This is a genomic window from Lysinibacillus sp. A1, from assembly GCF_000801965.1.
Lineage (GTDB): Bacteria > Bacillota > Bacilli > Bacillales_A > Planococcaceae > Lysinibacillus > Lysinibacillus fusiformis.
In genome coordinates this window covers 1-14,943 of the sequence record NZ_JSZM01000043.1, presented here as the reverse complement: position 1 = coordinate 14,943, position 14,943 = coordinate 1, and the positions used below count along the sequence as shown (strand labels likewise).

12 protein-coding genes are annotated in these 14,943 nt (G+C 36.7%); 7 read left to right on the top strand and 5 right to left on the bottom strand.

What is annotated here, in order from left to right; all coding sequences use genetic code 11:
• Positions 1-16: 16 nt before the first annotated feature.
• The 5 genes from mnmE to rpmH form a co-directional block, all read right to left on the bottom strand.
• Positions 17-1,402, bottom strand: coding sequence for a tRNA uridine-5-carboxymethylaminomethyl(34) synthesis GTPase MnmE (gene mnmE / locus PI85_RS22725; RefSeq protein WP_008177979.1), 1,386 nt, complete (start codon positions 1,400-1,402; stop codon positions 17-19).
• A 248-nt stretch (positions 1,403-1,650) separates the two neighbouring features.
• Complete coding sequence (gene jag, locus PI85_RS22720) at positions 1,651-2,454, bottom strand: RNA-binding cell elongation regulator Jag/EloR (RefSeq protein WP_036121919.1); 804 nt, start codon at positions 2,452-2,454, stop codon at positions 1,651-1,653.
• Complete coding sequence (yidC, locus tag PI85_RS22715) at positions 2,451-3,221, bottom strand: membrane protein insertase YidC (RefSeq protein WP_036121922.1); 771 nt, start codon at positions 3,219-3,221, stop codon at positions 2,451-2,453. Before yidC ends, jag begins: the two co-directional genes overlap by 4 nt.
• Positions 3,222-3,575: 354 nt before the next feature.
• Complete coding sequence (gene rnpA / locus PI85_RS22710) at positions 3,576-3,920, bottom strand: ribonuclease P protein component (protein WP_036121925.1); 345 nt, start codon at positions 3,918-3,920, stop codon at positions 3,576-3,578.
• A 100-nt stretch (positions 3,921-4,020) separates the two neighbouring features.
• Complete coding sequence (rpmH, locus tag PI85_RS22705; protein WP_004233310.1) at positions 4,021-4,155, bottom strand: 50S ribosomal protein L34; 135 nt, start codon at positions 4,153-4,155, stop codon at positions 4,021-4,023.
• A 560-nt stretch (positions 4,156-4,715) separates the two neighbouring features.
• On the opposite strand from rpmH, the gene dnaA reads away from it, so the two are divergent.
• The 7 genes from dnaA (at position 4,716) to PI85_RS22670 (ending at position 14,614) form a co-directional block, all read left to right on the top strand.
• Positions 4,716-6,110, top strand: a complete 1,395-nt coding sequence (gene dnaA / locus PI85_RS22700) for a chromosomal replication initiator protein DnaA (protein ID WP_369794276.1) — start codon at positions 4,716-4,718, stop codon at positions 6,108-6,110.
• A gap of 170 nt (positions 6,111-6,280) precedes the next feature.
• Positions 6,281-7,417, top strand: coding sequence for a DNA polymerase III subunit beta (dnaN, locus tag PI85_RS22695; protein ID WP_036121931.1), 1,137 nt, complete (start codon positions 6,281-6,283; stop codon positions 7,415-7,417).
• A gap of 111 nt (positions 7,418-7,528) precedes the next feature.
• Positions 7,529-7,753, top strand: a complete 225-nt coding sequence (yaaA, locus tag PI85_RS22690; RefSeq protein ID WP_012291830.1) for a S4 domain-containing protein YaaA — start codon at positions 7,529-7,531, stop codon at positions 7,751-7,753.
• A gap of 3 nt (positions 7,754-7,756) precedes the next feature.
• Positions 7,757-8,872, top strand: coding sequence for a DNA replication/repair protein RecF (gene recF, locus PI85_RS22685; protein ID WP_036121935.1), 1,116 nt, complete (start codon positions 7,757-7,759; stop codon positions 8,870-8,872).
• A 92-nt stretch (positions 8,873-8,964) separates the two neighbouring features.
• Positions 8,965-10,899 carry a DNA topoisomerase (ATP-hydrolyzing) subunit B gene (gene gyrB / locus PI85_RS22680; RefSeq protein WP_042737425.1) on the top strand — a complete coding sequence of 645 codons (1,935 nt, stop codon included), beginning with the start codon at positions 8,965-8,967 and terminating at the stop codon, positions 10,897-10,899.
• A 25-nt stretch (positions 10,900-10,924) separates the two neighbouring features.
• Positions 10,925-13,390 (top strand): DNA gyrase subunit A, encoded by a 2,466-nt coding sequence (gene gyrA / locus PI85_RS22675; protein ID WP_036121938.1) that lies wholly within the window; start codon positions 10,925-10,927, stop codon positions 13,388-13,390.
• Positions 13,391-13,531: 141 nt separating this feature from the next.
• Positions 13,532-14,614 (top strand): HD-GYP domain-containing protein, encoded by a 1,083-nt coding sequence (locus PI85_RS22670; RefSeq protein WP_008177998.1) that lies wholly within the window; start codon positions 13,532-13,534, stop codon positions 14,612-14,614.
• Positions 14,615-14,943: the final 329 nt, after the last annotated feature.

Genomic DNA, 14,943 nt, shown 5'->3' with positions numbered 1-14,943 from the left:
CCTTTCTTTCTTAAAGTTATTTTCCTAAACAAAACTGAGAAAATAGCTGGTTGATTAGGCTTTCTTGCACTGTGTCACCTATAATCTCACCAAGTAATTCCCACGTTCTTGTGACATCAATTTGTACCATATCAACTGGAACTCCAGCTTGAGCAGCTGCTATTGCATCCTCAACTGTCGCCTGTGCTTGATGCAATAATGCAATATGTCTTGCATTTGAAACATATGTTAAATCGCCCGCTTCAAGTTGCCCTTCAAAGAACAATGCAGCTATCGCTTCTTCTAACTCTGTAACACCCTCCTCCTGTAAGAGAGAAGTCGTTACAATGCGATGTTTACCTGCTAGCTCTTTGACACGCGCTAAATTAATTTTTTGCGGTAGATCTGTTTTATTGATAATAACGATGTAGTCCATCGCCTCAATAGTTTCGAATAAACGCTCGTCCTCAGCAGTTAACTCATCTGCATAGTTTAATACGAATAATATTAAGTCTGCTCCACGAAGCGCTTCTCTCGAACGTTCTACGCCAATTCGTTCAACAATGTCTTCTGTCTCACGAATACCCGCTGTATCCACTAAACGAAGCGGAACACCGCGTACATTAACGTACTCTTCTATAATATCACGAGTAGTACCAGCAATATCTGTCACTATGGCCTTATTTTCCTGTACCAAGCTATTTAAAAGAGAAGATTTCCCTACATTTGGACGCCCTAAAATAACAGTCGATAAACCCTCGCGTAATATTTTCCCTTGAGAAGATGTTTGAAGAAGTTTAATAATCTCATCTCGTACCCATGTACATTTTTCTACTAAAACAGGTACAGTCATCTCTTCTACATCATCATACTCTGGATAATCTATATTAACCTCTACTTGCGCTAATGTCTCTAGTAAAGCTTGGCGCAAGTCACCAATAAGTCTTGATAATTTTCCATCCATCTGACCCAAGGCAACATTCATTGCTCGATCTGTTTTGGCTCTTATCAAATCCATTACTGCTTCAGCCTGAGATAAATCAATACGCCCATTTAAAAACGCACGTTTAGTAAATTCACCTGGCTCTGCTAATCTTGCTCCATTCGTTAATGCTAGTTGTAAAACACGATTAACTGAAACTAATCCACCGTGACAATTTATTTCAACTACGTCCTCGCGTGTGAAAGTTTTTGGACCACGCATTAATGATAGCATTACTTCCTCTACTACCTCTTTTGTTTTAGGATCCACTAAATGACCATAATGAATAGTGTGCGAATCCTTTGTCGTTAAACTTTTTCCACCTGGTGATTTAAATATTTTATCTGCAATCGCCACTGCTTCGTCCCCACTTAAACGAACGATGGCTATGGCACCTTCACCCATAGGTGTGGATATCGCAGCAATTGTATCAAACTCCATTTAATGACCTCCTTAACGTTATCCACATGTGGATAATCGAAACCGACCAATACTTACTAACACCTTAGACTAACATATTTTCAACAAAATCTAAAGTAAGGATCATTTCCAAATGTGGATAACAGCCATTTTTTATAGGACTAAATTTCGACAATACTACAATCTTTGCCTCATAAAAAAAGGTCACTTTATCGCGAGGGATAAAATGACCTTTAAAACTATAGTGTCTGTATGTTTTTGAAAATAATCTAATTGTTTTTGACAGGCTCAATGACTAAATAACGATTTGGTTCTGAGCCTTCTGAATATGTCTCAAGATCAAGACGATTTGCTAATTGATTATGAATTATTTTTCTTTCGTATGACGGCATTGGTTCAAATGCCACACGTTGATTTGAACGTAATGCTTTATCCGCCATTCGATCAGCAAGTAACTCTAAAGCTACTTGTCGACGTTCGCGATAGTTTTCCACATCTAATTTCACCATTAAGAACTGCTTAGCGCTTTTATTGAGCACTAGCTGCGTTAATTGCTGTAAGGAATTTAATGTTTGACCACGTTTTCCGATAAGTAGAGCTGCTTTCTCACTTTTCAGCTGAAAATAAATATATTTCCCTTCACGTGTCATAGTTATTTCAAGATCATGAATATCCAATTGCTCAGCAATCGTTACTAAATAGGCTTTTGCCTCCTCAATTGGGTTTGCTGAATCTTCTTCCTCATTTTGTTCGTTTACAACTTTTTGAACAGCTTCGATTTCATTTGGTTGATCAGAAACTTGTGAACGGATTGTTTCAACATCATCTACTGCTAATTGTTTGTCTAATTGAGTCGTTATTTGCGATTCGGCTTCTTCACTTTCAATTACCGAAATCTGAACTTCCTTTACAGTTACACGAACTTCTGCAGAACGTGCACCAAAACCTAAAAATCCTTTTTTACCTTCTTGTAAAACTTCAACATCTACTTGTTCACGGGTTTTGCCAAGTTTCTGTAACGCCAATGAGATCGCTTCTTGTGTTGTTGCGCCTATTTGCGTAAGTTGTTTCACTTTTTAGCCCCTCCATTTTGAGCAGGTTGTGTTTTATCTTTATTCCAAGGCTTATAAATATACAGGTTTTGGAAAATCGAAATAATGTTCCCGATTACCCAATATAGTGATAATGCAGCTGGTAAGGCCATACCAAAAGCAATAATCATGAATGGCATAATATACATCATGATTTTCATTTGAGGATTATCCATTGCTGGTCCTGTACGTAATACGATAAATTGCATTAAACCTGCTGTAATTGCTAATGCAGGTGCAGGATCCGCTAGAGGGAAGATAAAGAAATTCCCTAAATCAAATGTAGATGTAGCATTCATACGGCTAATTGCATGATAGAAACCAATTAAAATTGGCATTTGAATGATTACTGGTAAACACCCTGCAAGTGGGTTTACACCTGATTCACTCATCAGCTTCATCATTTCTTGCTGATATTGTTGTTGTGTCTGAGCATCCTTAGAAGCATACTTCTTTTGCAGTTCCTTCAATTTTGGCTGAATTTCTTGCATCTTTTTAGAACTCTTTGTTTGTTTAATCATTAGTGGCAAAATTGCTAAACGAATAATAATCGTTACGGCAATGATCCCCCATGCGTACGTGCCAAGTAGATCAGCAAAGTATTTTATCGCTGATACCAACGGCCAAACAATGAATTCATTCCAGAAGCCAGTGCTGTCTTTGGAAATTGGTTCATTGAATTCTGTACAACCAGATAGTAGTAGAGCTACTGATACTAGTGACAAAATTACCCAATGTTGTTTTTTCAACCTTCTTCCCCCTACAATTACTATTCACTTTTTCTAAATCTATATGCATCTTCTTTATTCACTGACTGACAGTTTCCTGCCCTAAAATCTGTGACATCTGACAGCAGCTTTATCTAAACTTAAACAAAGATAAAGTTATCAGCTATTTTATCATGCCTATAACGTTTCACTCTACTAAATATTCTCACAATATACACTTATTCCTGAGTTTTGTGGCGAATTTAACATATTCTTAAGTGAAATCTAACGTTGAAAATACCCCTATACGTATACTTCCCTAGGTTATGGTATGCAATTTCACTCTCATTCTTAAAGCTAATAATACAGGCGCATTTTACCACTCGGTTGCATACATTACACTTTCTTTAATACCTTTGCGATTTTTAGTACATGTTGCAAACTTTGTTTCACTTCATGAAAATCCATAGTGGCCGCCGGTTGTCTGGCGATAATAACATAATCCATATTCGTCTTTAGATCATCCTTTAAATCAAGAATACTATGTCGAATATAGCGTTTTATTTGGTTGCGTTTTACCGCATTCCCAAGCTTTTTACTAACCGATAAACCTACACGAAATTCTGTTTGTTCCTCTTTTGCTAAAAAGTAAACAACAAACTGACGATTAGCGAAAGATTTACCTTTTTTAAACACCTTTTGAAAATCATCATTCTTCTTCACTCTTTGGCGTTTTTTCATTTCTTTCACCTGCTAATAGATAATATCTTTTGATCCTCATTTCTAGGTTTACCAAAAATAAAGAAAAAAAAGACCACTGATGTGGCTCAGTGGACTTATTTTATGCTGATAAAACTTTTCTTCCTTTACGACGACGAGCAGCAAGAACTTTGCGACCGTTTTTCGTGCTCATACGTGCGCGGAAACCGTGAACTTTACTGTGTTTACGTTTCTTTGGTTGGTAAGTACGTTTCATTTATATAGACACCTCCTGATATATGAGTTGAATTTTTCAACATACAGACTCGAATATTATATAAAGTAACTAGTTATTTTGTCAATGTATTTCACAAATTTCTTTTAGCTAGTCATTCTATGTATCTAAATGAATCTACTTTATCTTCCCTAATGACCATTCCAATCCTCCGTAAAAAACAATATTACTAACTTTTTCTTAAAAATATTTATCCACAGAATACTTGTTTTTTTTGCACAGAGTTGTGTATAGTGTTTTTTGCATATTTTTTTATCCACAACATTTATCTACAGCTTTTTCACATACACAGTGCTTGTGGACAACTCCAAAGTGCATAACTACAAGCTATGTGGATAAGTTTCGTAAACTATTGAAATAGCTTTGTTTTTCTGATACGATTACTGTGCTTCACTTTGTTGAAAACTGAAATGAACATTTTAATTATCCACAACTGTTAATATGCTGTGGATAATTTTTATCACAGCCTTTGGTTAACTTTTATCCACAACTTGTGATTATGTGGACGAGTTGTAAAATGAACGTATTTGCCATTTCTATAAATGCAATGTTTTTATGTATTGAACACTGTAAAGGAGATTAGTAGCTTGGAACATTTAGAAGAATTATGGAATAATGTCCTGGCTCAAGTTGAACAAAAAATTTCTAAACCAAGCTTCGAAACGTGGCTAAAGTCTACCAAATTACTGTCCTACAATGGCAGTGGTTCAACTGTGACAATTGCTGCGCCAAATTCGTTTGCTCGAGATTGGCTTGAGAATCATTATATTCATTTGATTACAGGTATATTAACGGAGCTTACAGGCGAAGACTTGCTTATTAAATTTGTTGTTCAAAAAAACCAGGATTCGGACGATTTTGATTTGCCGGCGCCGATTATCCAAGCAAAGAATAACGATCACCATGATATTTCACCGGGTATGTTAAACCCGAAGTATACTTTTGATACGTTTGTTATTGGCTCTGGTAACCGCTTTGCACATGCTGCCTCTCTAGCAGTTGCTGAAGCACCTGCAAAGGCTTATAACCCTTTCTTCATTTATGGGGGAGTTGGGCTTGGTAAGACGCACTTAATGCATGCCATTGGTCATTATGTTTTAGAGCATAATCCAAATGCAAAAGTAGTCTATTTATCATCTGAAAAATTTACAAATGAATTTATTAACTCTATTCGTGATAACAAAGCACTTGATTTTCGCAATAAATACCGCAATGTGGATGTACTGCTAATTGATGATATTCAATTCCTTGCTGGAAAAGAATCAACTCAAGAAGAATTTTTCCACACGTTTAATACTTTACATGAAGAATCCAAGCAAATTGTTATATCGAGTGACCGACCTCCAAAGGAAATTCCAACATTAGAGGATCGTCTACGTTCACGTTTTGAATGGGGATTAATAACGGATATTGCACCTCCTGATTTGGAAACACGTATTGCTATTCTGCGTAAAAAAGCAAAAGCAGATGGTTTAGAGGTACCCAATGAGGTGATGCTCTATATTGCGAACCAGATTGACTCCAATATTAGGGAGCTTGAAGGTGCGCTTATTCGCGTCGTTGCCTATTCGTCACTCGTTAACAAAGATATTAATGCGGCACTTGCTGCAGAGGCACTAAAGGATATCATTCCTAATTCAAAGCCACGAACTGTGACAATATTAGACATTCAAAATGCTGTTGGTGAGCATTTTAGTATACGTTTAGAAGATTTTGCGGCGAAAAAGCGTACAAAGCTAATTGCTTTTCCTCGCCAAATTGCCATGTATTTATCACGCGAATTAACAGATTTTTCGCTGCCGAAAATTGGTGAAGAATTTGGCGGACGTGATCATACAACTGTGATTCATGCTCACGAAAAAATATCTTCTTTGTTGAAAAATGACGTCCAGCTTCAACAAGATGTTAAACAAATTCGTAGCATGCTAGGGAAGTAATTACTGTGGACAATCCTACTATTTAAACACAAACTTATACACAGTCTATCTACATGTGGATAGACTGATTTTATTCATAAAAAGGCACTTATCCACAAATCCACAGAGCCTATTACTATATCTTTTTTATTTTATATAAATAAATAATATAAATATGTGAGGGAAAACGAATGAAATTTGATATTTTACGTGACCGTTTATTAGAGGGTTTAAATGATGTCATGAAAGCAGTAAGTTCTAAAACAACTATTCCGATTTTAACAGGGATTAAAATTGATGTGACAGAAGAAGGTATTCGCTTAACAGGTAGTGATGCGGATATTACAATTCAAACATTTATCCCTGTTGAGGAAGATGGACAACAGATTATTCACATTGCAGAAACAGGATCAATAGTTGTACAAGCCCGTATGTTTAATGAAATTGTACGTAAATTACCAACAAATGATGTTGAAATCCAAGTAACACCTGGTTTCCAAACTCATATTCGCTCTGGTAAATCTGAGTTCCACTTAATTGGTTCTGATGCAGCTGAATACCCATTATTACCAGAATTAACGGAAGATCAAAAATTTACTATTCCTGCTGATCTTCTAAAAACAATTATTCGTGAAACAGTGTTTGCAGTTGCCACTTCAGAAAGTAGACCGGTGTTGACAGGTGTAAACTGGCAAATTAAAAATGAAACATTAATCTGTGTTGCAACAGATAGTCACCGTTTAGCAAGACGTAAGGTGCAACTAGAAAATTTACCAGAAGTTGAACATAGTGTTGTTATCCCAGGAAAAAGTTTAAATGAGTTAAATAAAGTACTAGAGGATTCTACAAATCTTGTTCAAATTGTTATTACAAGTCAACAAGTATTATTTAAAACAGGGGATGTTTTATTCTTCTCTCGTTTACTAGAAGGAAATTACCCAGACACTTCTCGCTTAATTCCTGAAGAATATCAAACTAATGTAACGATTAACGGAAAATCTTTATTACAAGCTATTGACCGTGCCTCACTAGTAGCAAGAGGAGACCGTAATAATGTTGTCCGTTTTGAAATATTAGGCAACCAAGCAGTTGAGGTTTCTTCTAATTCACCTGAAATCGGTAAAGTACAAGAGGAAATTCCTGTTGAGTCATTAGAAGGGGAAGGCCTGAAAATTTCTTTTAGTGCCAAATATATGATGGAGGCATTGAAGGCAATCGACGGCCAAGATGTAGTCATTCAATTTACAGGCGCAATGAGACCGTTTATTTTACGCTCGGTTCATGACGATGCAATTTTACAATTAATTTTACCTGTACGTACTTACTAAAAATTTAAGATCTGTTAGGATAGTCGCAATTTGCGGCTATCTTTTTTACTTATGGCGAAATTTTAGGTATGATAGAGAGATAGTCAGTCTGTATTTGGAGGGGAACACACTATGCAGGACATTAAAATCGATGAGGAGTTCATCACGTTAGGGCAGCTATTAAAAATATCTGATGCCATTAGTTCAGGTGGAATGGCGAAGTGGTTTTTACAGGAAAATGCTGTATATGTCAATGGAGAAGTAGACGATCGTCGAGGTCGGAAATTACGTAACGGAGACGTTGTAAATATACCAGGATGTGGTCGTTTTCAGATCGTAGGACCAACTGGGCAATAAACTATGCATATTGAACAAATAAAACTTACAAATTACCGTAATTATGATGCCTTAGCTTTAAACTTCTCTCCAAAAATTAATGTTTTCATTGGTGAAAATGCTCAAGGAAAAACAAATGTTATGGAGTCTATCTACGTATTAGCAATGGCTAAATCCCATCGAACAACGAACGATAAAGAATTGATACGTTGGGATTCAGACTATGGTAAAATAGAAGGGGCCGTTCAAAAAAGACATGGTATTTTACCGATTGAGCTTACGATTACAAAGAAGGGTAAAAAGGGCAAGATAAATCATATAGAGCAAAGTCGCCTTAGTCATTATATTGGCCAAATGAACGTCGTAATGTTTGCACCAGAGGATTTAAACGTTGTAAAGGGTAGTCCGCAAATACGCCGACGTTTTATTGATATGGAGATTGGGCAAATTTCGCCTGTCTATTTACATGATTTATTAACCTTTCAAAAAGTTTTAAAACAACGTAACCATTTCTTAAAGATGAACCAGGGCAAGTCCATGTCAAATGATGTGATGTATGAGGTTTATAATGAACAATATATTCATGCAGCTACCCAAATTATTCGTAAAAGATTTCAATTTATGGATTTATTGCAGGAGTGGGCTGAACCTATACATGCAGGTATATCACAAGGGAAGGAAACGCTCGTTATAAAATATCGTACGGTAGCTGGAATAGAAAAAGAACATTCTTCTAGCGAAATTGAAAATACTTTACATCAAAAATTGATAGAAGCAAGAGAACGCGAATTTGACAGAGGTGTGACGTTAGTAGGTCCACATCGTGATGATTTGCAGTTTTTAGTAAATGGCTATGATGTGCAAACATATGGCTCGCAAGGACAACAGCGTACAACCGCATTGTCTTTAAAACTTGCTGAAATTGAATTAATTAAACAAGAAACAAATGAAACACCCATACTACTTTTAGATGATGTCTTGTCGGAACTCGATGATTATCGTCAATCGCATTTATTAAATACCATTCAAGGTGAAGTGCAAACCTTTGTCACAACTACAAGTGTTGAAGGAATTCATCATGAAACAATGGAGCAGGCCCAACTGTTCCACGTGAAACAAGGTGCGATTGAAAAAAGTTAGCCAGGGTAGTTTTTTAGATTACAAAAGAATGGTAATAGTCAGCTCGGTTGACTGTTCATTCATTTACACACAATGATGTTATGAAGGAGTAGATGAAAGCCGTGGCTATAGAGAACGAAGGTTTACAAAACCAAGCTTATGAGGCCGATCAGATACAGGTATTAGAAGGTTTAGAGGCAGTACGTAAAAGACCAGGGATGTATATCGGTTCTACAAGCTCAAAAGGGTTACACCACTTAGTATGGGAAATCGTTGATAATAGTATCGATGAAGCTCTAGCAGGATTTTGTACTGATATACAAGTAACAATAGAAAAAGAAAACTGGATTCGCGTAGAAGATAACGGTCGTGGTATTCCGGTCAGCATTCAAGAAAAGATGGGTAAGCCTGCTGTTGAAGTTATCATGACAGTTTTACATGCTGGTGGTAAATTTGGCGGTGGAGGCTACAAAGTTTCAGGTGGTCTACATGGAGTAGGGGCATCCGTTGTTAATGCTCTTTCTGTTGAAACAAATGTGCAAGTTCACCGTGAAGGTCATATTCATGAAATCAAATTCCAACGTGGAAAAACGATACAAGAACTAAAGATTATTGGCGATACAGATCGTAATGGAACAACAACACGATTTAAAGCGGACCCGGAAATTTTTAAAGAAACTACTGTTTATGAGTATGATATTTTAGCTCATCGTATTCGTGAATTGGCTTATTTAAATCGTGGAATCAGAATTACCATTGCCGATGAGCGTGAAGGTGAGGAGCGTTCAACTACATATCACTATGAAGGTGGTATTCGTTCATATGTTGAGCACCTAAATCAATCTAAAGAGCCTATTCATGATCCTATTGATGTACTTGGAGAAAAAGATGGTATCTCGGTTGAGATTGCTATGCAATATAATGCTGGATTCTCTTCTAATATTTTTTCATTTGCTAATAACATTAATACGTATGAAGGTGGTACACATGAGTCTGGTTTTAAAACAGCTCTTACACGCGTCATTAATGATTACGCACGAAAAGGTGGATTATTGAAAGAAGCTGATGCCAATTTGACAGGTGAGGATGTCCGTGAAGGTTTAACAGCCATTGTCTCTGTTAAACATCCAGATCCTCAATTTGAGGGGCAAACAAAAACAAAGCTAGGGAACTCAGAAGTAAGTCAAATTACTAACGCTTTATTCTCGGATGGCTTTGAACGATTTATGTTGGAAAATCCAACTGTTGCTCGCAAAGTAGTTGAAAAAGGTTTAATGGCAGCTCGTGCTCGTGTAGCAGCCAAAAAGGCCCGTGAGTTTACTCGTCGTAAAAATGCACTTGAAGTGTCAAGCTTGCCTGGTAAATTGGCGGACTGTTCTTCAACGAATCCAGCTGAATGTGAAATCTATATTGTTGAGGGTGATTCTGCTGGAGGGTCAGCTAAATCAGGTCGTGATCGTCACTTCCAAGCGATATTGCCTTTGCGTGGGAAAATTCTCAATGTTGAAAAGGCACGCTTAGATAAGATTTTATCGAACGCAGAAATCCGTGCAATGATTACAGCATTCGGTACTGGTATTGGAGAAGAATTCAATTTAGAAAAGGCCCGTTATCATAAAATCATTATTATGACAGATGCCGATGTTGATGGAGCGCATATTCGTACATTGCTTTTAACATTCTTCTTCCGTTTCCTTCGTCCACTTGTAGAGGCAGGCTATATTTACATTGCACAGCCACCACTTTATCAAGTGAAACAAGGTAAGCATGTTGAATATTGCTATGATGATGAAACATTAAAAGAAATTTTAGAACGACTACCAAAAATGCCAAAACCTAATGTACAACGCTATAAAGGTCTTGGTGAAATGAATGCTGAACAACTTTGGGATACTACAATGGATCCAGAGCACCGTACATTATTACAAGTAGAATTAGATGATGCAATTAAGGCTAACCAAGCATTTGAGCGTTTAATGGGCGATGAAGTTGAACCTCGTCGTCAATTTATTGAGGAAAATGCCGTTTACGCTAATTTAGATATCTAATTTTTCTTGAGAGGAGGTCTACACTTTGTCAGAACAAGAACGCTCCGGTGTTAAAGGAATTAATATTACAGAAGAAATTGAAACATCCTTTCTTGATTATGCAATGAGTGTAATTGTTTCACGTGCATTACCTGATGTACGTGATGGATTAAAACCAGTACATCGTCGTATTTTATATGGGATGCAGGAGTTAGGAAATACAGCAGATAAACCTTACAAAAAATCAGCACGTATTGTTGGGGATGTTATGGGTAAGTACCATCCACATGGTGACTCTTCCATTTATGATGCTATGGTACGTATGGCGCAAGATTTCAGCTATCGTTATATGCTTGTTGACGGTCATGGGAACTTTGGTTCTGTTGATGGTGATGGAGCGGCAGCTATGCGTTATACAGAATCACGTATGTCTAAAATTGCGATGGAAATGCTACGTGATATCAATAAAGACACAATTGATTATACAGATAACTATGATGGCTCTGAAAAAGAACCGATTGTTTTACCAAGTCGTTATCCAAACTTATTAGTAAACGGTGCTGCAGGGATTGCGGTTGGTATGGCCACAAATATTCCTCCTCACCATTTGGGAGAAACGATTGATGCGGTTATAGCACTTTCTGAAAACCCAGCGATTACTACAGAGGAATTGATGGAAATCATCCCTGGCCCAGATTTCCCTACTGGCGGATTAATTTTAGGCCGTAGTGGGATTCGTAGAGCCTATGAATCTGGCCGTGGTTCTATTATTATTCGTGCCAAGGTGGAAATTGAGCAAAAGGCAAATGGTAAGGAAACTATCCTTGTTCATGAATTACCATACCAAGTAAATAAGGCTAAGCTGATTGAAAAAATCGCAGAGCTTGTCCGTGATAAAAAAATCGATGGTATTACGAATTTACGTGATGAGTCAGACCGTCGTGGTATGCGGGTAGTTATCGAGGTACGAAAAGATGCAAATGCAAATGTAGTGTTAAATAATCTATACAAACAAACAGCTATGCAATCAAGCTTTGGTATCAATATGCTGTCATTAGTAAATGGTCAGCCAAAGGTATTAGGCTTAAAAGAAATGCTATACCATTATTTAGAGCACCAAAAAGTTATTATTCGTCGTCGTACTGAATTCGATCTTCGAAAAGCAGAAGACCGTGCACATATTTTAGAAGGCTTACGAATTGCATTAGATCATATTGATGAAATAATTGCGATTATTCGTGGTTCACGTAGTGGTGAAGAAGCGAAGCCTCAATTAATGGAGCGTTTTAATCTATCAGAACGACAAGCTCAAGCAATTTTAGATATGCGTTTAGTTCGTTTAAGTGGCTTAGAGCGTGAAAAAATTGAAGCGGAATATCAAGAGCTTCAGGTTCTAATCGCTGAATTAAAGGCAATTTTAGCGGACGAAGCAAAAATTGTTGATATCATTCGTACTGAAATTTTAGAGCTGAAAGACCGCTATAGTGATACACGCCGCACTGAAATTACTTCTGGCGGTATTGAAATGATTGAAGATGAGGATCTAATTCCTGTTGAAAATTCAGTCGTTACTTTAACGCATAACGGCTATATTAAACGTTTAGCTGCGAATACATATCGTAGTCAGAAACGCGGTGGTCGTGGTGTTCAGGGTATGGGTACAAACGAAGATGACTTTGTAGAGCATCTTATGAATACCTCTACACATGATACAATTCTATTCTTTACTTCCAAAGGTAAAGTATTTAGAGCGAAAGGTTACGAAATTCCAGAGTATGGTCGTACAGCTAAAGGGCTACCGATTGTTAACTTGCTCAATATCGATAAAGGTGAGAAAGTAACAGCGATGATTCGTGTTGGATCATTTGATGAAGATGCGTACTTTATCTTTACAACTAAAACGGGTATTACGAAACGTACACCTGTATCACAATTTGCCAACATTCGTACGAATGGTTTAATAGCTATCAGTTTACGAGAAGATGATGATCTTATTTCTGTTCGTTTAACAGATGGGGATAAGCAAATTATCATTGGTACACGTGATGGTATGCTTGTTCGTTTCCAAGAAGATGATATTCGTTCTATGGGACGTACAGCTGGTGGTGTACGAGGTATTAAACTTCGTGATGGTGACGAAGTAGTGGGTATGGAGATTGTTGAACCAGGACAAGAAATTTTAGTAGTTACTGAAAAAGGTTATGGTAAACGTACTTCTGAAGATGATTATCGTTTACAAAGCCGTGGTGGCGTTGGATTAAAAACAATGCAAATTACTGATAAAAATGGTCCGATGGTGGCTGTGAAAACAGTTGATGGTTCAGAGGATCTTATGCTTATTACTATTAACGGTATGCTTATTCGTATGGATGTTAATGATATTTCATTAATTGGGCGTAGCACACAGGGTGTTCGTTTAATTCGCTTAGGTGATGAAGAATTGGTTGCAACTGTGGCTAAGGTTGAAAAAGCAGAAGAATCGCCTGAAGACGAAGAGGACATAGAGGAATAATTTAAACCGATGACGACAACGTTCATGTCGTTCATCGGTTTTTTATTATAAATAATGAAAAATAAGTAATTATTTTGAATTACATGATAAAATAAAAGTACCCTTATTTGAAGCAAGTTAAAGTGGAGAGGTGTTCATTTCATGGAAACAATACATGTTCCAATTTCAGAGTTAGGTGTTGGTAGAGTAATTTCTGAAGATATTTTTGCTAATACACAGTATCCTATCATCTTTAAAGATACAATGATTTCCCATGTACATTTACAAGTTTTTCAGGCATTTAATATTTTTAACGTCCCTGTTTATAAAAATCAAAACGATATTCGGTCGGAAAAGAAAGAAATTGATGTAGAAGTAGTAGTAGAGGATATTCCGACTTTTAGGAAGTCTTATAATCATTCTATTGAACAATTTAAAAAGGAATTTAAAAATTGGGAAGCGGGTGCTAAAGTAGATATAGCCAAAGCAAGAACCATTATATTGCCTTTGGTAGAAATGGTCTTGGAAGATCGCACAATTATTTTTGATTTAAATGAGTTTTCTAACCCTAAGGACTATTTATATCACCATAGTGTAGCAACAGCTTTGATTTCCTCTGTAGTTGCTCAAAAGTTAGGCTATGATAGAGGGACAACAATTCAAATTGCGATAGGTGGCCTATTAGCTGATTGTGGAATGGCTAAAGTACACCCTCGTATTCGAGATAAAAAGACACCTCTTACTGAGCAGGAGTTTGATGAAATTTATAAACATCCAATTTATAGCTATAACATGGTGAAGGATTTAACCATTTTAAAAGAAACTATGAAAGAGGCAATATTTCAACACCATGAACGTTTAAATGGAAGCGGGTATCCGAAAGGCGAAAAAATCGCTAATATTTCTATCTTTGCGCAAATCATTGCCGTGGCAGATGTATTCCATGCCATGACTTGTGAACGTGTATATAGGTCAAAGCAATCATCGTTTAAAGTAATAGAAATGATTAATGAATCTGAGTTCGGTAAGTTTGATATTAAAGTGGTACGTGCATTAATCGATATTGTTGCGGATCTCCCTATAGGTACGATTGTTGAACTTTCTAACCTAGAGCGTGGAGAAGTCATGTTTGTAAATAAGTTTGCACCCACACGTCCTCTCATTAAATTAGTTCATACAGGCGAAATTTTTGATTTAGGAAAAAACCGCAGTTTTTATATTTCTCGAATCATTACTAATTTGTAGAAAGGCAAGCCATAATTATGGCTGCCTTTTTTTCATTTATAGTGAGGATTATAAAGTGGAGAGGTATACGGTTATATAAGTATAGTACCTTCAGTTTCCCACCTTCTCTTCTGCAGGCAATATACTATTTTTACTTAGTATCAAGTGTTTGAATCGTTAAAATATAATCTATTGAAATATTTTTTGATAATATGTTGACATAGTTGTCGAATCTTGATATTATTAGTGAGTCGCCAAGAGGTGACGCTGAAATAAACAACATGAACCTTGAAAACTGAACAAGCAAAACGTAATCAATAAAGTTTTTAGTAGCTAGCTTAGCTAGTGAA

Bases quoted from the DNA above. Each gene is read 5' to 3' on its own strand.
- mnmE (WP_008177979.1), bottom strand. From the start codon at position 1,402: ATGGAGTTTGATACAATTGCTGCGATATCCACACCTATGGGTGAAGGT.
- rnpA (WP_036121925.1), bottom strand. From the start codon at position 3,920: ATGAAAAAACGCCAAAGAGTGAAGAAGAATGATGATTTTCAAAAGGTG.
- rpmH (WP_004233310.1), bottom strand. From the start codon at position 4,155: ATGAAACGTACTTACCAACCAAAGAAACGTAAACACAGTAAAGTTCAC.
- dnaA (WP_369794276.1), top strand. From the start codon at position 4,716: ATGCAATGTTTTTATGTATTGAACACTGTAAAGGAGATTAGTAGCTTG.
- dnaN (WP_036121931.1), top strand. From the start codon at position 6,281: ATGAAATTTGATATTTTACGTGACCGTTTATTAGAGGGTTTAAATGAT.
- yaaA (WP_012291830.1), top strand. From the start codon at position 7,529: ATGCAGGACATTAAAATCGATGAGGAGTTCATCACGTTAGGGCAGCTA.
- recF (WP_036121935.1), top strand. From the start codon at position 7,757: ATGCATATTGAACAAATAAAACTTACAAATTACCGTAATTATGATGCC.
- gyrB (WP_042737425.1), top strand. From the start codon at position 8,965: ATGAAAGCCGTGGCTATAGAGAACGAAGGTTTACAAAACCAAGCTTAT.
- PI85_RS22670 (WP_008177998.1), top strand. From the start codon at position 13,532: ATGGAAACAATACATGTTCCAATTTCAGAGTTAGGTGTTGGTAGAGTA.